Below are 19,737 nucleotides of genomic sequence, written 5' to 3' on the forward strand. Positions count from 1 at the left end.
AATTATTTCTTCACATGAGGCAGGAAGTTGCACGGACGATGGCGTGCATCCAACTGCTCGGCAATAATGCGTTCCCAGGCGGTACGGCAGGCGCGGGTAGAGCCCGGCATGGCGAAGATCACCGTCTGGTTGGCCATGCCCGCCAGAGCACGAGACTGAATGGTGGCAGTACCAATCTCTTCAAACGATACCATGCGGAACAGTTCGCCAAACCCTTCCACTTCACGATCAAACAGCGGCAGCAAAGCTTCCGGTGTATTATCACGCGTAGTAAAACCAGTGCCGCCGTTGATTAATATCGCCTGCACCTTATCGTTGGCAATCCACGCAGAAACCTGCGCACGGATGTGGTAAATATTGTCTTTGACAATGGCGCGGGCCACCACCTGATGCCCGGTTGCCTGCACGGCGTCCTGTAGGTATTGGCCGGAAGTATCTTCCGCTTCGCCACGGCTGTCTGAGACGGTTAAAATGGCAATTTTTGCCGGAATGAATTCGCTGCTGGTCTGGCTCATCGCTAAATATGCTCCCCTGATTGTGGATACCCTGTAGATTTCAAGTTGCCGCCAACAGGGCTGTGGCTTGAAATATGCGGATATCAGCCGCCGATAAACGATAAGTTCTGTGTGATCCCGCTATTGCCCTGATGCAGAAAATGCGTTTGCTTTTTGCTGCGTAACCCCTCCTGAATACGCATTTTCAATGCATCAAGCTGAGTATCATCCGCCAGCAAATCACGCAGCGTAATCCCCTGCTCACCAAACAGGCACAGATGCAGATTGCCAATGGCAGAGACCCGCAGCCGGTTACAGCTGGCACAAAAATCTTTCTCGTAGGGCATGATCAGCCCGATTTCACCCCGGTAATCTGGGTGACTGAATACCTGCGCCGGGCCATCGCTGCGGCCACGTATCTGACGCTGCCAACCTTGCTGCTCCAGTTGCTGGCAGATCACGTTGCCAGAAACATGGTGCTTGCGAAACAGTTCACTGCCTTCGCCGGTTTCCATCAATTCAATAAAACGCAGTTGGATCGGGCGATCTTTGATCCAGTGAAGGAAAGTAGCCAGTTGCTGATGGTTGACGTCACGCATCAGCACCACATTAACTTTCACCTTGTGGTAACCGGCGGTGAAAGCGGCATCAATACCCGCCATTACCTGACGAAATTTATCCTGCCCGGTGATCGCATAAAATTGACGGGGATCGAGGCTATCAACGCTGACGTTGATCGCCGTCAGACCCGCATCACGCCAGCGGGTGACATCGCGTGCCAAACGATAGCCATTGGTAGTCACCGCCAATGTACGAATCGCCGGGTTTTCGCGCACAGCGGCAATAATCTCGGTAAAGTCGCGGCGTAAAGAGGGTTCACCGCCGGTCAGGCGTATCTTTTCTGTTCCCAGTTCGGCAAACGCACGGCTGACGCGGCGAATTTCATCCAATGAGAGGAAAGCATGGGGGCTGCTGCCCGGTTTATAGCCATCGGGCAAACAGTAGGTACAACGAAAGTTACACACGTCAGTAATAGACAGACGCAGGTAATAGAATTTGCGCTCAAAAGCATCAATGAGTTGCGGTACCATAACACCTTTCCAAATACGGGAGATGCGAGCGTTTCCACTCTGCACCCTGGTGGCTGACTTCGCCACGGCCCAGGCACCCTATCGTTCCAACTGAACAACGTAGGCGCAAAGGCTAGGAGTTTGGGTTTCACCCCCGTTATTGGGATGAAACCGTAGTTTTCGCTAGAATACTAACGCGAAACAAATACGATAGCCAACGCACAATTTCGTTATATAATTTTGTATACAACGATTTTACAGCGTTAAACTACGTTAACTATAATAAACACCTGCTACGCAGGCGAATTGACCAGAATCACGCAAATTACACTCTTTTTCGCGTTTTCCTGCCAAATCCGCTACGTTATGCACGCCGTTAACGCTCAGTGTTGAGGAATTTTATGCGTAATCGTACCCTCGCCGATTTTGATCGGGTGGTAGCATTAGGTGGTGGCCATGGTCTTGGCCGTGTGATGTCATCTCTGTCGTCTTTAGGTTCCCGCTTAACCGGTATTGTCACCACCACCGACAACGGCGGCTCTACTGGCCGTATTCGCCGTTCCGAAGGCGGCATTGCCTGGGGCGATACCCGTAATTGCCTGAATCAACTGATCACCGAACCCAGCGTGGCCTCCGCAATGTTTGAATACCGTTTCAGCGGCAACGGTGAACTGTCAGGGCACAACCTGGGGAATCTGATGCTGAAAGCGCTAGATCATCTCAGCGTGCGCCCGTTAGAAGCGATTAATCTGCTGCGCAGCCTGTTAAAAGTTGATGCTGCGCTGATCCCGATGTCGGAACAGCCAGTGGATCTGGAAGCCTACGATCATGAAGGCAACCAGGTTTACGGCGAAGTGAATATCGACCAACTGAAGCGTATGCCGCAGGAACTGATGCTCTCCCCCCATGTGCGCGCCACACGCGAGGCCGTGGATGCCATTGCGCAGGCCGATCTGATCCTGATTGGGCCAGGCAGTTTCCTCACCAGCCTGATGCCACTGTTACTGCTTGACGATCTGACCCAAGCCCTGCGTCGCAGCAGTGCCAATATGATCTACATTGGTAATCTGGGACGAGAACTGAGCATTGCCGCCGCCGCGCTGACGCTCGCACAAAAACTGGAACTGATGGAAGAGAGAATTGGCCGTAAAATGATTGATGCCGTAGTGGTTGGCCCGCGGGTAGATACCAACGAAATGCACGATCGTATCGTGGTCAAACAGGCGCTGGAAGCTTCTGACATCCCGTATCGCCACGATCGACAATTACTGCGCCAGGCGCTGGAACAGGCACTGGTACAACTTGCCGCTCGCACTTAGCTCAATCTTTGCCGCGATACCATGGGTTATCACTGAGGGTACTGATGTAGAGATCTTCCACCTGTTTGCGTGCCCAAGGCGTGCGGCGCAGAAACTTCAGGCTGGATTTGATGCTTGGATCGCTGCTGAAGCAGTTGATACGAATACGTTCCGCCAAGCCACTCCAGCCGTAATGCTCTACCAAGGAATTCAGCAGTTGTTCCAGCGTAACGCCGTGTAGCGGGTCTTTTGACGGATGTGCAGTCATAATCAGCAGCTCGTATCAATATGTGGGCGCCTACCTTAATCAGTAAACGCACGCGCAGCAAGGCGTTTATGCCTGCTGCCCTGGTTATGAAATCGCAATAAACTGCTCGCGCAGCTGATGAATTTCGTCGCGTACGGCGGCAGCCTGTTCGAACTCCAGGTTTTGCGCATGAGAATACATCTGCGTTTCCAACTCGCGAATTTTCTGCTCCAAGGCTTTTGGCGTGAGATGCTGGTACTGAGCGGTACTTTCTGCCGCTTTGCCTTTCCCTTTGTGTTTACCACGTGAACTCGGCTGCCCCAGTTGCATAATATCAGCAACCTTCTTGTTCAAACCCTGAGGGATAATACCGTGAGCTTCGTTATGTGCCTGCTGCTTGGCACGCCGGCGCTCGGTTTCACCGATCGCCCTCGCCATAGAATCAGTAATTCTGTCGCCGTACAGAATCGCCTTGCCGTTGAGATTACGCGCTGCCCGGCCAATCGTCTGGATCAGCGAACGCTCTGAACGCAAGAAGCCCTCTTTATCTGCGTCCAGAATCGCCACCAGTGAGACTTCAGGCATATCCAAGCCTTCCCTCAGCAGGTTGATCCCCACCAGCACGTCGAACTCACCAAGGCGCAAATCACGGATGATTTCGACACGTTCAACGGTGTCAATATCCGAGTGCAAATAACGCACCCGCTCACCGTGTTCTTCAAGATACTCCGTCAGGTCTTCCGCCATCCGTTTAGTCAGCGTGGTCACCAACACCCGTTCGTTGATTGCCACGCGTTTGCGGATCTCGGAAAGCAGATCGTCAACCTGGGTGGTGACCGGGCGCACCTCTACCTCGGGGTCCAGCAAGCCGGTTGGACGCACGACCTGATCGATAATCTCACCGCCGGATTTCTCCAGCTCATACTTGCCCGGCGTAGCGGAAACATAGATGGTTTGCGGTGCCAGCGCGGCAAACTCTTCAAAACGCAGCGGCCGGTTATCCAGCGCCGAAGGCAGACGGAAACCGTATTCCACCAGGGTTTCTTTACGCGAACGGTCACCTTTGAACATTCCACCAATCTGCGGAATAGTAACGTGTGATTCATCTACCACCAGCAGACCATCGGCTGGCAGATAATCAAACAGCGTCGGCGGTGGCTCGCCTTCACCGCGCCCGGAAAGATAGCGCGAGTAGTTCTCAATGCCCGAGCAGTAGCCCAGCTCGTTCATCATCTCCAGATCAAACTGGGTACGCTGCGACAGCCGCTGCTCCTCCACCAGTTTATTGTTCGCCAGCAACACCTTGCGCCGCTGCTCCAGTTCCACTTTGATCTCTTCCATCGCCTGTAAGATACGTTCCCGTGGCGTAACATAGTGAGATTTAGGGTAGATAGTGAAACGTGGCACTACCTGCTCAATCTGGCCAGTCAGCGGGTCAAACAGCGACAGGCGTTCCACTTCTTCGTCAAACAACTCAATGCGCAACGCCAATTCGTCTGATTCTGCCGGGAAGATGTCGATCACCTCACCGCGCACGCGGAAGGTAGCACGCTGGAAAACCTGATCGTTACGGGTATATTGCAACTCAGCCAAACGCCGCAGGATCGAACGCTGATCGATGAGCATGCCTTTGGTCAGATGCAGCATCATCTTCAAATAAAGATCGGGATCGCCCAGACCGTAGATCGCCGAAACCGATGCCACCACCACCACATCACGCCGTTCAAGCAGCGCTTTGGTCGCTGAAAGGCGCATCTGCTCAATATGTTCGTTCACCGAGGCGTCTTTTTCGATAAAGGTATCGGAGCTCGGCACGTAGGCTTCTGGCTGGTAGTAATCGTAGTAGGAAACAAAATATTCCACCGCATTCTCAGGAAAGAACTCTTTCATCTCACCGTAGAGCTGCGCCGCCAAGGTTTTATTCGGCGCCAGCACCATAGTTGGCCGGTTGAGATCGGCGATCACATTGGCGATGGTAAAGGTCTTGCCCGAACCGGTCACCCCCAGCAGTGTCTGGTGCGCCAAACCATCTTCCAGCCCCATTTCCAGTTTGCGGATGGCCTCGGGCTGATCGCCCGCCGGTTTGAAATCCGAATGCAGTTTGAAAATTTTGCTCATAGATACCCTAAATAATGCACGTTGCAGGAAGACGGTTGGAATAGTTTCTGCCAGCGGTAGCCTAAGTATGGAAAACCCTGGCGAGCTTCGCCAGGGCCTATAATACTGGATATAAAAACAGCCTCAAGCGAATTTGTTTCTTTAGCGTGCGTTAGCCAGATTGCAGCGCACCACGAAGGTTACAGCGTTGTGACATTTTTATTGTTAACAATCATTTTATCCCCAGATTTTGCCATAAATTAACGTATTGATAGCACCTTGATGAAAAACCACGCTGAGGAACCTGCTCGCTGCATGGCTTGCTTGATTTTAATTAACGTATTGATATAAAACAATTTTAATTAAAGGATGAGAATGCGGACAATACGAACACAACCCGCGCCCGCTCTCTGTTTAGGCCGCTTTTCTAGGTATAATGCACAAGGTTATCCACAGGAATAGTGGATAACTCACACTACCCCATGGGGGACGGGAGTTACAGAAAAAACGGTTTTCTTACCAAAATGCCGTCTAAGGGGGTTTTTTAGTTATTTTTTTACAATAATGTGGCTTTAGTTATGACAATTAATACTAAAAGAAGCCGTTGCTAATGTTCTGCTTTTACCGTTCCTTATTCTGGCTGTTGATTCATTGCCACAGTCCGCCGATAGCTGCACCATTTCCTCCCGCACTCGCACCATAAGAGTGCAAAAAATGCCCATCCCAACAGGCAGTATCCCCACAGAAACCGTGTCATCGCAGAGAATATCATTAACAAAACAGTAACACTGTATTTTTAGCTCCCGAGAAGGAAAGTTGGCTTGAGAATTGCAAAATCTGTTCACTTATTACGGGAGCCTGGGTAGAAAAATCCTCGGTTATCTGAAGTGAAAAAACCAGTATTCGCACCTAAAATAAGCCAGAGCAGCACCAAACGGCCAATAATCGCCTTTATCTGTTGATTTTTATTTTGGTCATTTTGGGTAACTGAAAGCTGGGTATCACCACAATTTGGCAAGAAACCGCTGATGCGTTAATCGTCATGGAAAGAGTGAGTGGAGCCTCCTGTCCACAAGAAAACACCGCTCTTTGAGGAGAATGCCACATGCTAAGCTTGCACGCAGTCAATCAATACTATGGGCATAATCACATCCTGTGGGACGTCAACCTTGAGCTGCCACGGGGGCAATGCACCACGCTGCTCGGCCGCAATGGGGTGGGCAAAACCACCTTGGTCAATTGCATTATGGGGCACTTACCGATCGCCAGTGGCAGTATCACCTGGCAATCCGCAGATGAACCACCGCAGAATCTGTTGCAGCAGCCGGTGGAAAAACGGGCAGCACTGGGTATCAGCTATGTGCCGCAAGGGCGGCAGATTTTTTCCCAATTGAGCGTAGAAGAAAACCTTCAGATTGCCTTGATGGCGAGAGGTAGCAGAACACAATGTATCCCACCGGTCATTGATGATCTGTTCCCTCACCTTTATCTCATGCGCCGCTGCCGCGCCGGTGATTTGTGTGCTGCTGAGCAACAGCAGTTAGCGATAGCCCGCGCACTAATGGTGGAACCGGAATTACTGATTCTGGATGAACCAACCACCGGCATGCCACCTTCACAGGCGACCGAGGTCAGCCATATTATCCGCAGGCTGAACCGCGAACTGGGCATCACCGTGTTGCTGGTAGAACATGCGCTGCCGTTTGTGCGCCACATTGCAGACCGCTTTTGCCTGATGGATCAGGGCCGCAACGTGGCTAACGGGACGTTGGAACAGTTGGACGAGCTATTGATTAATACCTATCTGGCTGAATAAATAAACGAGGTTGCTTACGAGCAGCCCCGGGGTTTCAAGGCAGCAAGATCGAGATACTGGCCCAATGCCTGTTGGCCTATTTGCGGCAAGTAGGGGATTTCGCCCAGCAGCGGCGCTGGCAGCATACGGCGCAGCGTCGCAAGATACTCCTGATGGCGTTTTCCAGGCTCAATGATAGCGTTGGCAATCCAGCCAGCCAGAATTAAGCCCGCCTGCCGAATTGCCTGTGCGGTAAGCAACGCATGGTTGATACACCCCAGCTTGAGCCCCACCACCAGAATCACCGGTAATTGCTCCTGTTGCACCCAATCGGCAAAGGTATGTTGCTCAGAGAGTGGCGTAAACCATCCCCCTGCGCCTTCCACTAGCAGCCAGTCGGCACGCTGTTCGAGATGGCGTAAGCCGGCAGAAAGCTGCGCCAGAGCGATCGGGTGGCCTTCTTCCAGGCTGGCGATATGCGGTGAAGTCGGCTCTGCAAAAACGTATGGATTCACTTCGGCATAATCCAGTGCCACACTGCTGTTTTTTTGCAATATCAGCGCATCTGCGTTGCGCAGGCCATTTGGGGTGGTTTCACTGCCGGATGCCACCGGCTTATAACCGGCACAGCGTAAACCTGCGGCACAGGCGGCCTGCAATAACGCACTGCTGGCAACTGTTTTACCAACTTCAGTATCGGTTCCCGTCACAAACCAGCGTTCAATCACGGTAAATCACTCCATAAACCAGACGATAACTGAGGGGAAACAGGCCATGATGACGAGGATAAGCCGCCTGCAATGCGGCCAGCCGCTGGCGGGAGAGCAAACCCATATTACGCCCCTGATGCAGATGAGTGGCACCAATCCCTTTCAACGAACGCAGCAACGTCATCACATCCGGGTACTCAAGGGTTTGCCAAGCTTCTTGCAGATGATGACGATAATCGCCACAGGCCGCAGCGATCTGCGCCGAGGGCAGAAAATCATTCACATGACGTTCACCGTCCACCTGCTGCCAGGCATCTGCCAATTGATACAAAGAGTCGGTCGCCAGCGTAGAAAACAGAATCATGCCGCCGGGCCGCGTCACGCGGTACAGTTCCGCCAGCGCACGCCGTAGATCGCTACACCATTGCACCACCAGGCTACTGAAACAGATATCTACCGCCGCCGCAGGTAGCGGGATATTTTCGATATCCCCCAGCAGATACCGATCTGCCGCCTGCTGTTGCCGAGCAAAGGCCAACATTCCTGGAGCCAGATCGAGCGCCGTCACCTGTTTACCCAATTCACGCCAGCGGCGGCTAAAATACCCCGTACCGCAACCGGCATCCAAAAGCTGCTGACCCGGATGATTCCTTCCCATCTTCAGTAAGCGTTCACCCACCTCACGCTGCAACACGGCGGCAGCATCGTAGCCTTCCGCCGCACGGCTGAACGCGGCAGCCACCGCCTGTTTGTTCACCCAATCAGCGGCTAACGTCATGCAGCACCTCCAGCAAACGATCAATATCCTGCGGCTGATGGGCCGCCGTAAGGGTAATGCGCAACCGCGCACCGCCCGGTGGCACCGTTGGCGGGCGAATGGCGCTGACCCACAACCCCTGTTCACGCAGGCGCTGCGCCAAATTAAGCGCTCGTTGGTTATCCCCCACTAGCAGCGGTTGAATAGCGGTATCCGAATCGGTTAACGCCAGTGGCAGGTTGGCCACTCCGGCACGAAAACGCTGAATATGGCGCTGCAACTGGCTACGCAGCTCATCCCCTTGGCGGATACAGCTTAGCGCCGCCTGCAACGCACAGGCCTGTGCCGGTGGCATGGCAGTGCTGTAAATCAAGTGACGGGCAAACTGCAACAGATATTCTGCCAGTGGTTCATCGCACAGGATCGCGGCACCGCTAACGCCAAACGCTTTGCCAAAGGTCACCACCAGCACTTCTGGGCGCACTCCCTGCTGCCAACAACTGCCACGCCCCTGCTCACCGCGCACGCCGATACCATGCGCATCATCCACCATCAACCAAGCACCGGCGTTTTGCGTCAGGCGATACAGGTCGGCCAACGGTGCGCTGTCGCCATCCATGCTGAATACGCCTTCGGTGATCGCCAATTGCTGGCCAACACAGGATTTCTCCAGCAATGTTGCCAACGCCTGCGGCTGGTTATGCTGAAAACGTCGCAGTTGGGCCGGTGAGTGAGCCGCCACTTCCAAGATTGAGGCATGGCAGAGTTTATCCGCCAGAATGCGATCGTCAGCCTGCATCAGCGCAGCCAATAACGCCTGATTAGCGGCATAACCGGAGATAAACAGCAACGCACGCGGATAACCGAGCCATTCCGCCAGCTGTTGTTCCAGCTCATGGTGTGGCTGGCAAAAACCAGTGACATGGCCCGATCCACCGCTGCCAACGCCATAACGCGTAGCGCCCTGCTGCCAGGCAGCGATCACCTCGGCATGTTGGCTGAGCCCAAGATAATCATTGCCCGAAAAATTAAGATAGCGTGCGCCGTGCAGTTGCAGGTAACGGCCATTGCCGCCCTGATTGACTTGCCGCTGCCGATAAGCAGCGGCGCGTTGCCGCTCCCCCAGAGCCTGTTCGATCCGTTGTTGCCAGCGCATCAGGGTACCGCGTTGTAAAACTCAGCGGTGTCGGCATGCAGTACCTGCTCTACCAGCATGTGCTGTTGTTGATTGTCACCCCGCTCGGTTGCGGTCTGCTGCGGGTTGAGCCCCAATTTGCGAAATAATTGCAGATCTTTATCTTCATCCGGGTTTGGGGTGGTCAGCAGTTTGCAGCCGTAGAAGATCGAATTGGCACCGGCCATAAAGCACATCGCCTGAGTCTGCTCGCTCATCTGCTCGCGGCCAGCAGAAAGGCGCACATAAGACGCAGGCATCATAATGCGTGCAATAGCGATGGTGCGGATAAAATCAAACGGATCAACGTCAGCATTATCGGCCAGCGGCGTCCCTTTGACTTTCACCAGCATGTTGATCGGCACGCTCTCCGGCGGTTTTGGCAGATTAGCCAACTGCACCAGCAGCCCGGCACGATCGTTCACCGTTTCCCCCAGCCCGACGATGCCGCCAGAACAAACCTTGATACCTGCCTCACGGACGTTAGCCAACGTCTCCAAGCGTTCCTGATAGGTACGGGTGGTAATAATGCGGCTGTAAAACTCCGGTGAGGTATCCAGATTATGGTTGTAATAATCCAGACCCGCCTCGGCCAAGCGTTCAGCCTGGGTGCCATCCAGCATGCCCAACGTCATGCAGGTTTCCATGCCCAGTGCTTTCACCCCCTGCACCATCTGCTGCAAATAGGGCATATCACGCTCATGCGGGTTTTTCCAGGCCGCTCCCATGCAGAAACGGGTTGAACCGGCCGCTTTAGCCTGGCGCGCAGAGGCCAACACCTGCTCCACCTGCATCAATCGTTCGGCTTCCAGCCCCGTTTTGTAACGTGAACTTTGCGGGCAATACTTACAGTCTTCCGGGCAGGCGCCGGTTTTAATCGACAGCAAGGTGCTGACCTGCACCTGTTGTGGATCGAAATGTTGGCGGTGAACGGTTTGTGCTTCAAACAACAGTTCAAGCAGGGGTTTTTCAAACAAAGCCCGGGCTTGCCCCACGGTCCAGCGATTGCGATCGGCCATTGACGGCGTCTCCAACAAGAAGAAAAGTGTCGCCAGTGTAAATATTGCGAATATACTGTCAACCATTCTATTTTATTTTGGTTTACTAAATGTTTTTCTCTGATGACGATCTCGTTTTCGATCGGCGCCACATCTGGCACCCCTACACTTCCATGAGCCACCCGCTGCCGTGCTATCTGGTTAGGGCCGCCCGCGGCGTTGAGCTGCAACTGGCCGATGGCCGCCTGTTGGTCGACGGCATGTCCTCCTGGTGGGCCGCCATCCACGGTTACAATCATCCACAGCTGAATCAGGCGGCAACGCAGCAATTGGAGCACATGTCGCACGTGATGTTCGGCGGTGTTACCCATCCACCCGCGATTGCGCTGTGCCGCAAGCTGATAGCGATAACGCCGGAAGCGTTGCAGTGCGTTTTTCTGGCGGATTCCGGTTCCGTGGCGGTCGAAGTGGCATTGAAGATGGCGCTGCAATATTGGCAGGCTCGCGGGGAGCGGCGGCAGCGTATGTTGACTCTGCGCCACGGTTATCATGGTGATACGTTTGGGGCAATGTCAGTGTGCGATCCTGATAATTCCATGCACAGCCTGTATCAGGGTTATCTTGCACCACACCTATTCGCCACCGCCCCCCAGTGCCGTTTTGATGAGCCTTGGGATGAACAGGATATCGCCCCCTTTGCCGCATTGCTGGAGCAACACTGCGGAGAGATTGCTGCGGTAATTCTGGAACCCATTGTACAGGGGGCCGGTGGCATGCGTATCTATCATCCCACCTATCTGAAACGGGTTCGCGAACTGTGCGATCGCCACCGGATTCTGTTGATCGCCGATGAGATCGCCACCGGTTTTGGCCGCACCGGCAAACTGTTCGCCTGTGAATATGCAGACATCGTGCCGGATATTCTCTGCTTGGGTAAAGCGCTGACCGGCGGTTATATGACGCTTTCCGCCACTTTGACCACCCGCTTTGTGGCAGAAACCATCAGCAACGGTGCAGCAGGCTGCTTTATGCACGGGCCAACCTTTATGGGCAACCCACTGGCATGTGCCGTAGCCACTGCTAGCCTGACCTTGTTGGAGGAAAACCACTGGCAACAACAGGTTGCAGCCATTGAATCACAGCTCAGGCAACAGTTGTTCCCCTTGGTTCGATTGCCCAAAGTGGCGGATGTACGGGTGCTGGGTGCGATTGGCGTGGTGGAAATGCGCGAACCGGTCGATGTGGCCGCGCTGCAACACAAATTTGTTGAGCGCGGCGTGTGGCTACGGCCATTCGGTAAACTGATTTACCTGATGCCGCCTTATATTATTACACCACAACAACTCACGCGCCTGACGGCGGCAATCGCCGCCGTTGCCGAATGACCACATTGCCAGGGTGCTGACAACTGAACCCCGGCAACCTCACGATTGGCTCAATTATTGAGCCAACACGCTCACCCACATCGGGCCTTTGCCGACCGGATAACGCGCCAGCCTGTTCAGCGCACCACTGGCCTGATCGATTGCGCAGACTTCAATATGACCAGATTTCTGCCCCGCAGAAATCACAAAGCGGCCGCTGTGATCCAGATTAAACCCACGCGGTTGTTCTTCCGTTGGATGATGGCCCACGACGCTAAGGTTACCCCCGTCTGCGGAAACGCTGAAAATGGTCAGAATGCTGGCGGTGCGGTCGCTAACGTACAGGAAACGGCCATTCGGCGTGAGATGAATATCCGCCGCCCAACGGGTGCCGGTAAAATCAGCTGGCATCGCATCCAGCGTTTGCACCAGGGTATATTTGCCGCCATTTTCACGGATAGCAAACACGTCTACCGTACCGTCCAGTTCATTCACACAGTAGGCAAACGGATGATTTGGGTGGAATGCCATATGCCGTGGGCCTGCGCCGGTAGCCGTTGACACCGCATCTTGAGCATGTGGCGTCAGTTTGCCTTCCTGGCTCAGGTTAAACAGGCGGATGCGATCTTCTTTCAGGCACGGCACCAGCAGCAGTTGATTCGTAGGATCGATATTTGCCGAATGCGGCGCGGTCAAACCATCAATCTGTTGAATGGGTGCGCTGACCACACCGTCATGGCCAATCGGGCTGACGCTGGCGCAGTTGCCACTGTAAGACGCAGAGAACAGGTAGCGGCCCTGCAAATCGGTTGAAATATGGGTGGGGCTACCCGGTAGCGGGGCCATTCCCGCTTCCTGCAACCTGCCATCGGCCTCAATACGGTAGCTGACAATACCAAATGCCGGGCGCACCCCCACATACAGGTGGGTTCCATCCGGGTGAAGCGCCATAGGTTGCACCTGCCCTGATACGTCGACCGTTTGCAGCAGTGCTAACGCCCCGTGGTCGTCTAACTGCCAAACGTGGATCTGCTGGCTTTCCGGGCTGGCAACATAAACGATCTGCTTCATTTGTACTCCTTAAGTGATGCGGTTTGTTCTAGCTTACCTGACATCCGTCACATAACAACCCCAGCCTGGCGAGGAAAGCCGCGCGGTTTTATCAAGCCGCTATCCGGTGTACCATCAGCTTATTTTCTTGCCAACAATATAATGAGAACGCTATGAGCTACCGTGTTATTGCCCTTGATTTAGACGGCACCCTGCTGGATACCCAGAAACGCATCTTGCCACAGTCGCTGGCAGCCTTGGCGGAGGCCCGCGCCGCCGGAATCAAAGTGGTGATCGTCACCGGCCGCCACCATGTTGCTATCCATCCGTTCTATCAGGCGTTACAAATCGATACCCCCGCCATTTGCTGCAACGGCACCTATCTTTACGATTTTCAGCAGAAAAAAGTGCTGGCTGCCGATCCGCTGGCAAAGGATCAAGCCAGAGTGGTGTTGCAAATGCTGAAACAGAGCCATATCCACAGTTTGATGTATGTGGATGATGCCATGCTGTACCAGGAAACCAGCGGTCATGTGGAGCGTTCGCTGGCTTGGGCGGCAACGTTGCCGCAGGCCCAGCGCCCAACGCTGTTGCAGGTCAACAGTTTGATTCAGGCCACGGATGATGTGCAGACGATCTGGAAATTTGCCGCCTCGCATAGCGATATTCCGGCATTACGCAATTTTGCCGAAACCGTGGAAAAAGAGTTGGGTCTGGCCTGTGAATGGTCATGGCACGATCAGGTGGATATTGCCAAAGGCGGTAACAGCAAGGGCAACCGCCTGCAACAATGGGTGGAATCGCAAGGTTTCGGTATGGATCAGGTGGTGGCATTCGGTGACAACTACAACGATCTGAGCATGCTGGAGGCTGCTGGGCTGGGGGTTGCCATGGGCAACGCCGATAATGCAATCAAAGAACGCGCCGATCTGGTGATCGCCGATCACCTGCAACCCGGTATCGCGGAAGTGATCCGCACCCGGGTGCTGGGGCAGTAAAGTGCTTTTATTTTCTTGCGCTTACCACAGTGCCTGGCAAGATTCCCTCTATCCAAGCTCAGGTGAGCACGGATGTTAATGCCATTGAAGGCGCGAGAAACGGCGCATAGGCAAAGCCGCCAGGGAAGGCGGTTTTAGGCGCGATGAACAGGGATGTGAATCGCAGCCGACCATGATGCAACGTGCCGTAGTGAGAGAATACTCAACGCCCTTCGCGGCTGATCGAAACACTCTTGATTTGCGCATACAGCTGTTGCCCTGGTTTGATCGCCAATTCATCACGCGCCCAGGGCGTGATGCGTGCCCACAGAATGTTTTCACCTAGCGCTAACTTCACTTCTGCCTGATCGCCCACATCCAGACATTCCACCACGTTAGCAGGCAGAATGTTACGGATACTGCTATTTACCGGGGGTTGCAGCACCAGCGAAACATCGGCGGCATTAACGCGGATGCGTAATGAAGTGCCGAGCGGCGCATCAATCGCACTCACCCATAGGCGCTGATCGCCCAACGCCAGCGCGCTCATCGCATAATGGGGATGGTGTTCAAGCACGCTGACGTGCAGCACGCTGCTCTGATCTTCCCCCTGTAACCAGGGGCGCAGTGCGCTGCTGGCCCACACTTCTTCCAACCCGCCAAACGCACGCACCTGGCCGTTATCCAACACCATCACCTGCTGCGCCAGTCGCAGGATCTCATCCATACTGTGGCTGACATAAAGGATCGGGATATTAACGTCCTGAGCCAACCGTTCCAGATAGGGCAACAGCTCACGCTTACGCGGCAGATCGAGTGAGGCCAAAGGTTCATCCATCAACAACAGTTCAGGCGCCGTGAGCAGTGCCCGGCCAATCGCCACACGCTGTTTTTCTCCACCGGAAAGCGTTAATGGCAAACGGTTGAGCAACGGTGCTATCCCCAACAATTCAACGATGTTCGCAAACTGCCCGCGCATACTGGCCGCCATACCGTATTGCAGGTTGCCACGCACGCGGTAATGCGGGAACAGGCGCGCATCTTGGAAAACATAGCCAACGCGGCGTTTTTCCGGTGGCAGGAAGATACCGTTCGCAGTATCCGCCAACGTGCGGCCATTCAGCACAATGCGCCCCTGTTGCAGGCGCGTCAGGCCACCGATGGCGTTGATCAATGAGGTTTTACCTGCCCCGGAAAGGCCAAAAATCGCCGTGATGCCCTGTGCAGGCAGATTGGCCTGCACATTGAGGTTGAGATCGCCAAGCCGTTGGGAGAAATCCAGTTCTAACATCTATAACCCCATACGCTTACGGCCCCAGCGGGCCAGCCATTCAGAAATCATCAGCGAAATCAGCGCGAGCACAATCGCGATCGCGCACAAACGCGCCGCAGCAGCCTCTGCGCCTGGGGTTTCTATCAGGGTATACATCGCCAGCGGCAGAGTACGGGTTTCACCGGGGATGTTGGAAACAAAAGTGATGGTGGCACCAAACTCCCCTAACGAACGGGCAAACGCCAGCACCACGCCCACGATAATACCCGGCAACGAAAGCGGCAAAGTGATGGTGAAAAACACCCGCCACGGATTGGCCCCTAGCGTGCGGGCCGCCTGCTCCAAACGGGTATCCACGGCTTCCAGCGCCAGCCGGATAGCTCGCACCATCAACGGAAAAGCCACCACTGCCGAAGCCAGCGCAGCACCGCGCCAGCTGAAACTAAAGCTGAAACCAAACCACTCATACAGCCATTCGCCAATGAAACCACGCCGCCCCATGGAGATCAGTAATAAATACCCCACCACCACCGGCGGTAGAACCAACGGCAGATGAATAATGCTGTCCAATAAGGATTTGCCGGGAAAATGGCAGCGAACTAAAATCCATGCCATCACAATGCCCAGCGGCAAACTGCAAATCACCGCCAGGCTAGAGACTTTCAGGCTGAGTTCAACCGCCTGCCACTCATACTCACTCAATATCATTTACGCGGGGTGAATCCATAGTGTTGGAAAATAGCCGCTGCTTCCGGGCCTTGCAGGTAATTATAGAAAGCGGTGACGGCTGGAGTTTGGTGATCTTTAACTATCGCCATGGGATACTCAACCGGTTTGTGACTGTCTGCCGGGAAAATACCGATCACTTTCACTTTATCGCTGGCAATGGCATCAGAACCGTAAACAATACCTAATGGCGCTTCCTCACGCTCAACCAATGCCATAGCACTGCGCACGTTATTGGCGGGTGCCAATTTGGCCTCCAGTGCTGCCCACGCCCCCAGATTTTGTAGCGCTTCCTTGGCGTAAAGCCCGGCCGGAACATGGTCAGGATCGCCCACCGCCAAGCGGCCACCGTTCAGTAACTTGGCCCAATCGGTGGTCTTACTGATATCAATTTTATCCTGTTTAGCCGATTTGGCCGTGATCAGCACCAGTTCATTGCCCAACAGGGTGTAGCGGGTATCGTTCACCATCTGTTGCTTGTCAATGGCGTAATCCATCCACTGCTGATCGGCAGAGATAAACAGATCGGCCGGAGCCCCTTGTTCAATCTGGCGAGCCAGCGTTGATGAGGAGGCAAAGGATGAGACGATTTGCACATCCTGGCCTTTTTGATACTGGGTAGCGATATCCTGTAACGCGTTAGTCAGCGAAGCGGCGGCAAAAACGGTGATTTTTTCTGCCGCAGAAGCCTGCATCACCAAGCCAGAGGCCAATACCATACCGCCAATCCATTTGAACCATTGTTGTTTCATCGTTTTCTCCGTAGGTTAACCATTATGACACCCCTCGTTATATAAAAAATGATATAACGAGGGGCGAAAGATTGTCATGTGGTTTATCAGTAAAGCGAGAGATGGCACGAAAAACACCCGCCGAAAGGCATCAGCGGGCATTCAATAGAGGGGATTAGCTGCGTTTTTCTTCGGGATGGCCTATTTTGGAGAGAACGTTGAACACTTCTCCCAAGGCATAAATCAAACCAAGGATAACGGCCATAACAACTGGCACCATGACCACGGCAAACAACAGACTTTTCAATAATTCCAACATACAAGCCTCATTTCACTGCTGATTTAAACGGTACCTACAGTGCACTGTAAACCAAAAAGTATCTAAAACCCCGTTATTTTAAAGACCGGGGAAAATTTATCACCTGCGAAACGTGCTCATTTGGTGCTTTTGAGCAAATAGGTGACAATAGTGTTTTAGCCTTTGATGGAATCTATCATGCAGGCCGAGATCCTCCTTACCTTAAAACTTCAGCAAAAACTGTTTGCCGACCCGCGCCGTATTGCGCTGCTTAAACAGGTAGAACAGACCGGTTCGATCAGCCAAGGAGCCAAACTGGCCGGGATCAGTTATAAAAGCGCCTGGGATGCCATCAATGAAATGAATCAGTTGGCAGAACAGACGGTGGTAGAGCGCGCCACTGGCGGTAAAGGCGGCGGCGGCGCACAGGTGACCCACTATGGCCAGCGGCTGATCCAGCTTTACGATCTGCTGGGCCAGATTCAGCAAAAAGCCTTCGATGTGTTGCAGCAGGATAATCTGCCGCTCGATAGCCTGCTGGCCGCTATCGCCCGCTTTTCACTGCAAACCAGCGCCCGTAATCAGTTCTTCGGCACGGTTATTGAGCGCGATCACCAGCAGGTACAACAACATATCAACCTCTTGCTGGCCGATGGTCACACCCGCCTTATCGCAGCCGTTACCCAGCAAAGTGCCGATCGGTTACAACTGGCTCCGGGGAAAGAGGTATTGGCGTTGATTAAGGCGCCTTGGGTCAAACTTAATACCGATCCGGCTTTGAATGGGTTGGCCGATAATGCATTGCCAGGCACGGTGACCAACATTCAACCAGGTAATGAACACAGCGAAGTTCTGGTAGCGCTAAAGGGCGGTGAAACACTGTGTGCAACCATTGCCAACCAAGAATTGGCTCGGTTAAAACTGAGCCCCGGCAGTGCTGTTCATGCCTTGTTCAATGCCGATCGGGTGATTATCGCGACGTTGTGTTAAACGCAATGTGATGTTGCAGTATTGTTGATTGACATCTCCGCCCATCATCCTTATTTCTACCCTTAATCTAATTTGCAGAACAAGGAACAAATGATGCCATCGTTGCACATTTCGCAAGGTTCATTCCGTTTAAGCGATACCCGCACGCTGACGCTGGAGCAACTGAATATTCAAGCTGGCGATAGCTGGGCGTTTGTCGGGGCCAACGGCAGTGGCAAATCAGCGTTAGCCCGCGCACTGGCGGGTGAACTGACTTTATTGAAAGGCGAGCGTCACAACGGTTTTCATCACGTCGTGCGAATTTCGTTTGAACAATTGCAACAGTTGGTCAGCGATGAATGGCAACGCAACAACACCGACCTACTCAGCCCTGACGAAGACGATACTGGCCGCACCACGGCAGAAATCATTCAGGAGGATGTCAAAGATCCCGCGCGTTGCCAGCAGTTGGCGGCTCAATTCGGTATTACCGCCCTGCTTTCACGCCGTTTTAAATACCTGTCCACCGGCGAAACGCGTAAAACCCTATTGTGCCAAGCCCTGATGCCGCAGCCGGATTTGTTGATCCTGGATGAACCGTTCGATGGCCTTGATGTGACCTCCCGCGCTCAGCTCGCCACGCTGTTGGCAGAACTTTCGCAACAAGGCTATACGCTGGTATTAGTGCTCAACCGTTTTGATGAGATCCCGGATTTTGTTCAACGGGTCGGGGTGCTGGCCGATTGTACCCTCACCAGCTTTGGGCCACGTGAGCAAGTGATGGCCGAAGCGTTGGTGGCTCAATTGGCACACAGCGAGAATCTTAGCGGCCTGACGTTGCCGGAAACCGAAGATCCCACGCATAAAACCACGCTTCCCGCCGGGCAGCCGCTGATCGTGTTGCGCGATGGCGTGGTCAGCTACAACGATCGCCCGATCCTCGATCGGCTCAGTTGGCAGGTCAATCCCGGCGAACACTGGCAGATCGTCGGCCCAAACGGGGCTGGCAAATCCACGCTGCTCAGCCTGGTGACCGGCGATCACCCACAGGGTTACAGCAATGATCTCACCCTGTTTGGCCACCGACGCGGCAGTGGTGAAACCATTTGGGATATCAAACGCCATATCGGCTACGTCAGCAGTAGCCTGCATCTGGATTACCGTATCAGTTCCAATGTACGCAGTGTGATCCTGTCCGGCTTTTTCGATTCGATCGGGATTTATCAGGCGGTTTCCGATCGCCAGCAAACCTTGGCCGCACAATGGTTGGCTTTGCTTGGGCTCGGAGGAGCCCAAGGAGATGCTCCCTTCCATAGCCTTTCCTGGGGCCAGCAACGGCTGGCGCTGATTGCGCGGGCACTGGTCAAGCACCCGGCACTGTTGATCCTTGATGAACCTTTGCAGGGGCTAGACCCGCTGAACCGCCAACTGGTACGGCGTTTTATCGATGTGTTGATTCAGCAAGGCACCACCCAACTGCTGTTTGTTTCACACCATGCAGAAGATGCCCCACAGTGTATTACTCACCGCCTGACTTTCGTTCCTGCCGGTGACGGCTACCACTACCGGTACGATACGCTGGCGTAAATTCCTCCCCGGATGAGTGGTTCCCCCACTCATCCAATGACACATTCGGCAACACTTCCCCACAGCACATCACATGTAGACTTTTATCATAAAGGTATACCAAGTATTTTTCTGGAGAAGCT

At 53.9% G+C, this 19,737-nt stretch carries 19 protein-coding genes and 1 riboswitch; of the genes, 6 read left to right on the top strand and 13 right to left on the bottom strand.

Annotated features, from left to right (window positions below; genetic code table 11):
• Window positions 1–2: 2 nt before the first annotated feature.
• Both moaB and moaA read right to left on the bottom strand, forming a co-directional pair.
• Window positions 3–515, bottom strand: a complete 513-nt coding sequence (gene moaB, locus Z042_RS20515) for a molybdenum cofactor biosynthesis protein B (protein WP_024911593.1) — start codon at window positions 513–515, stop codon at window positions 3–5.
• An 83-nt stretch (window positions 516–598) separates the two neighbouring features.
• A complete protein-coding gene (gene moaA / locus Z042_RS20520; protein WP_024911592.1) occupies window positions 599–1,585 on the bottom strand; it encodes a GTP 3',8-cyclase MoaA in 987 nt (328 codons plus the stop codon).
• Window positions 1,572–1,716: riboswitch (molybdenum cofactor riboswitch) on the bottom strand. Its footprint overlaps the gene before it by 14 nt.
• 249 nt (window positions 1,717–1,965) lie before the next feature.
• Here moaA and yvcK point away from each other — a divergent pair.
• A complete protein-coding gene (gene yvcK / locus Z042_RS20525; RefSeq protein ID WP_024911591.1) occupies window positions 1,966–2,883 on the top strand; it encodes a uridine diphosphate-N-acetylglucosamine-binding protein YvcK in 918 nt (305 codons plus the stop codon).
• 1 nt (window position 2,884) lies between these two features.
• Here yvcK and Z042_RS20530 read toward each other — a convergent pair whose 3' ends face one another.
• Both Z042_RS20530 and uvrB read right to left on the bottom strand, forming a co-directional pair.
• Complete coding sequence (locus Z042_RS20530; protein WP_024911590.1) at window positions 2,885–3,130, bottom strand: VF530 family protein; 246 nt, start codon at window positions 3,128–3,130, stop codon at window positions 2,885–2,887.
• Window positions 3,131–3,214: 84 nt separating this feature from the next.
• Window positions 3,215–5,227, bottom strand: a complete 2,013-nt coding sequence (uvrB, locus tag Z042_RS20535) for an excinuclease ABC subunit UvrB (protein ID WP_024911589.1) — start codon at window positions 5,225–5,227, stop codon at window positions 3,215–3,217.
• 1,084 nt (window positions 5,228–6,311) lie between these two features.
• On the opposite strand from uvrB, the gene Z042_RS20540 reads away from it, so the two are divergent.
• Complete coding sequence (locus Z042_RS20540) at window positions 6,312–7,022, top strand: ABC transporter ATP-binding protein (RefSeq protein WP_024911588.1); 711 nt, start codon at window positions 6,312–6,314, stop codon at window positions 7,020–7,022.
• Between the two features lie 14 nt (window positions 7,023–7,036).
• On the opposite strand, the gene bioD is transcribed toward Z042_RS20540, so the two are convergent.
• From bioD to bioB, 4 genes are read right to left on the bottom strand one after another with little or no spacing between them, the layout of a single operon-like run.
• Window positions 7,037–7,729, bottom strand: coding sequence for a dethiobiotin synthase (gene bioD / locus Z042_RS20545; RefSeq protein WP_024911587.1), 693 nt, complete (start codon window positions 7,727–7,729; stop codon window positions 7,037–7,039).
• On the bottom strand, window positions 7,722–8,489 hold the full coding sequence (gene bioC, locus Z042_RS20550) for a malonyl-ACP O-methyltransferase BioC (RefSeq protein ID WP_024911586.1): 768 nt from the start codon (window positions 8,487–8,489) through the stop codon (window positions 7,722–7,724). Before bioC ends, bioD begins: the two co-directional genes overlap by 8 nt.
• The gene (gene bioF / locus Z042_RS20555) at window positions 8,473–9,624 is read right to left on the bottom strand and encodes an 8-amino-7-oxononanoate synthase (RefSeq protein ID WP_024911585.1); all 1,152 of its coding nucleotides are present in this window, start codon (window positions 9,622–9,624) and stop codon (window positions 8,473–8,475) included. Before bioF ends, bioC begins: the two co-directional genes overlap by 17 nt.
• Entirely contained in the window at window positions 9,624–10,661 is a 1,038-nt protein-coding gene (gene bioB / locus Z042_RS20560) for a biotin synthase BioB (protein ID WP_024911584.1), read from the bottom strand. Before bioB ends, bioF begins: the two co-directional genes overlap by 1 nt.
• An 89-nt stretch (window positions 10,662–10,750) precedes the next feature.
• Between bioB and bioA the strand changes: the two genes are divergently transcribed.
• Window positions 10,751–12,025 carry an adenosylmethionine--8-amino-7-oxononanoate transaminase gene (bioA, locus tag Z042_RS20565; RefSeq protein WP_024911583.1) on the top strand — a complete coding sequence of 425 codons (1,275 nt, stop codon included), beginning with the start codon at window positions 10,751–10,753 and terminating at the stop codon, window positions 12,023–12,025.
• Between the two features lie 54 nt (window positions 12,026–12,079).
• Here bioA and pgl read toward each other — a convergent pair whose 3' ends face one another.
• Entirely contained in the window at window positions 12,080–13,075 is a 996-nt protein-coding gene (gene pgl, locus Z042_RS20570) for a 6-phosphogluconolactonase (protein WP_024911582.1), read from the bottom strand.
• 152 nt (window positions 13,076–13,227) lie between these two features.
• On the opposite strand from pgl, the gene Z042_RS20575 reads away from it, so the two are divergent.
• Window positions 13,228–14,052: a pyridoxal phosphatase gene (locus Z042_RS20575; RefSeq protein ID WP_024911581.1), complete on the top strand. Its 825-nt coding sequence runs from the start codon at window positions 13,228–13,230 to the stop codon at window positions 14,050–14,052.
• 202 nt (window positions 14,053–14,254) lie between these two features.
• On the opposite strand, the gene modC is transcribed toward Z042_RS20575, so the two are convergent.
• The 4 genes from modC to Z042_RS25305 all read right to left on the bottom strand — a co-directional run bounded on the left by modC (window position 14,255) and on the right by Z042_RS25305 (window position 17,080).
• The gene (gene modC / locus Z042_RS20580) at window positions 14,255–15,322 is read right to left on the bottom strand and encodes a molybdenum ABC transporter ATP-binding protein ModC (RefSeq protein ID WP_024911580.1); all 1,068 of its coding nucleotides are present in this window, start codon (window positions 15,320–15,322) and stop codon (window positions 14,255–14,257) included.
• Window positions 15,323–16,012: a molybdate ABC transporter permease subunit gene (modB, locus tag Z042_RS20585; RefSeq protein WP_024911579.1), complete on the bottom strand. Its 690-nt coding sequence runs from the start codon at window positions 16,010–16,012 to the stop codon at window positions 15,323–15,325. It lies immediately after the preceding gene.
• Window positions 16,009–16,782 carry a molybdate ABC transporter substrate-binding protein gene (modA, locus tag Z042_RS20590; protein WP_024911578.1) on the bottom strand — a complete coding sequence of 258 codons (774 nt, stop codon included), beginning with the start codon at window positions 16,780–16,782 and terminating at the stop codon, window positions 16,009–16,011. The genes modB and modA overlap by 4 nt, the downstream gene beginning before the upstream one ends.
• Window positions 16,783–16,936: 154 nt before the next feature.
• Complete coding sequence (locus Z042_RS25305) at window positions 16,937–17,080, bottom strand: AcrZ family multidrug efflux pump-associated protein (protein WP_024911577.1); 144 nt, start codon at window positions 17,078–17,080, stop codon at window positions 16,937–16,939.
• 177 nt (window positions 17,081–17,257) lie between these two features.
• On the opposite strand from Z042_RS25305, the gene modE reads away from it, so the two are divergent.
• Together modE and modF are read left to right on the top strand one after the other, a co-directional pair.
• On the top strand, window positions 17,258–18,049 hold the full coding sequence (gene modE / locus Z042_RS20600; protein WP_024911576.1) for a molybdenum-dependent transcriptional regulator: 792 nt from the start codon (window positions 17,258–17,260) through the stop codon (window positions 18,047–18,049).
• A 93-nt stretch (window positions 18,050–18,142) separates the two neighbouring features.
• Window positions 18,143–19,615 carry a molybdate ABC transporter ATP-binding protein ModF gene (gene modF, locus Z042_RS20605; protein WP_024911575.1) on the top strand — a complete coding sequence of 491 codons (1,473 nt, stop codon included), beginning with the start codon at window positions 18,143–18,145 and terminating at the stop codon, window positions 19,613–19,615.
• The last annotated feature ends 122 nt before the right edge of the window (window positions 19,616–19,737 follow it).

The organism is Chania multitudinisentens RB-25, assembly GCF_000520015.2.
In the GTDB taxonomy this organism is placed as follows: domain Bacteria; phylum Pseudomonadota; class Gammaproteobacteria; order Enterobacterales; family Enterobacteriaceae; genus Chania; species Chania multitudinisentens.

Coding starts and splice junctions, on each gene's coding strand:
- Z042_RS25305 (WP_024911577.1), bottom strand. CDS start 17,080: ATGTTGGAATTATTGAAAAGTCTGTTGTTTGCCGTGGTCATGGTGCCA.
- modB (WP_024911579.1), bottom strand. CDS start 16,012: ATGATATTGAGTGAGTATGAGTGGCAGGCGGTTGAACTCAGCCTGAAA.
- modF (WP_024911575.1), top strand. CDS start 18,143: ATGCCATCGTTGCACATTTCGCAAGGTTCATTCCGTTTAAGCGATACC.
- Z042_RS20540 (WP_024911588.1), top strand. CDS start 6,312: ATGCTAAGCTTGCACGCAGTCAATCAATACTATGGGCATAATCACATC.
- moaA (WP_024911592.1), bottom strand. CDS start 1,585: ATGGTACCGCAACTCATTGATGCTTTTGAGCGCAAATTCTATTACCTG.
- pgl (WP_024911582.1), bottom strand. CDS start 13,075: ATGAAGCAGATCGTTTATGTTGCCAGCCCGGAAAGCCAGCAGATCCAC.
- modA (WP_024911578.1), bottom strand. CDS start 16,782: ATGAAACAACAATGGTTCAAATGGATTGGCGGTATGGTATTGGCCTCT.
- modC (WP_024911580.1), bottom strand. CDS start 15,322: ATGTTAGAACTGGATTTCTCCCAACGGCTTGGCGATCTCAACCTCAAT.
- moaB (WP_024911593.1), bottom strand. CDS start 515: ATGAGCCAGACCAGCAGCGAATTCATTCCGGCAAAAATTGCCATTTTA.
- uvrB (WP_024911589.1), bottom strand. CDS start 5,227: ATGAGCAAAATTTTCAAACTGCATTCGGATTTCAAACCGGCGGGCGAT.
- bioB (WP_024911584.1), bottom strand. CDS start 10,661: ATGGCCGATCGCAATCGCTGGACCGTGGGGCAAGCCCGGGCTTTGTTT.
- Z042_RS20575 (WP_024911581.1), top strand. CDS start 13,228: ATGAGCTACCGTGTTATTGCCCTTGATTTAGACGGCACCCTGCTGGAT.
- bioA (WP_024911583.1), top strand. CDS start 10,751: ATGTTTTTCTCTGATGACGATCTCGTTTTCGATCGGCGCCACATCTGG.
- modE (WP_024911576.1), top strand. CDS start 17,258: ATGCAGGCCGAGATCCTCCTTACCTTAAAACTTCAGCAAAAACTGTTT.
- yvcK (WP_024911591.1), top strand. CDS start 1,966: ATGCGTAATCGTACCCTCGCCGATTTTGATCGGGTGGTAGCATTAGGT.
- bioF (WP_024911585.1), bottom strand. CDS start 9,624: ATGCGCTGGCAACAACGGATCGAACAGGCTCTGGGGGAGCGGCAACGC.
- bioC (WP_024911586.1), bottom strand. CDS start 8,489: ATGACGTTAGCCGCTGATTGGGTGAACAAACAGGCGGTGGCTGCCGCG.
- Z042_RS20530 (WP_024911590.1), bottom strand. CDS start 3,130: ATGACTGCACATCCGTCAAAAGACCCGCTACACGGCGTTACGCTGGAA.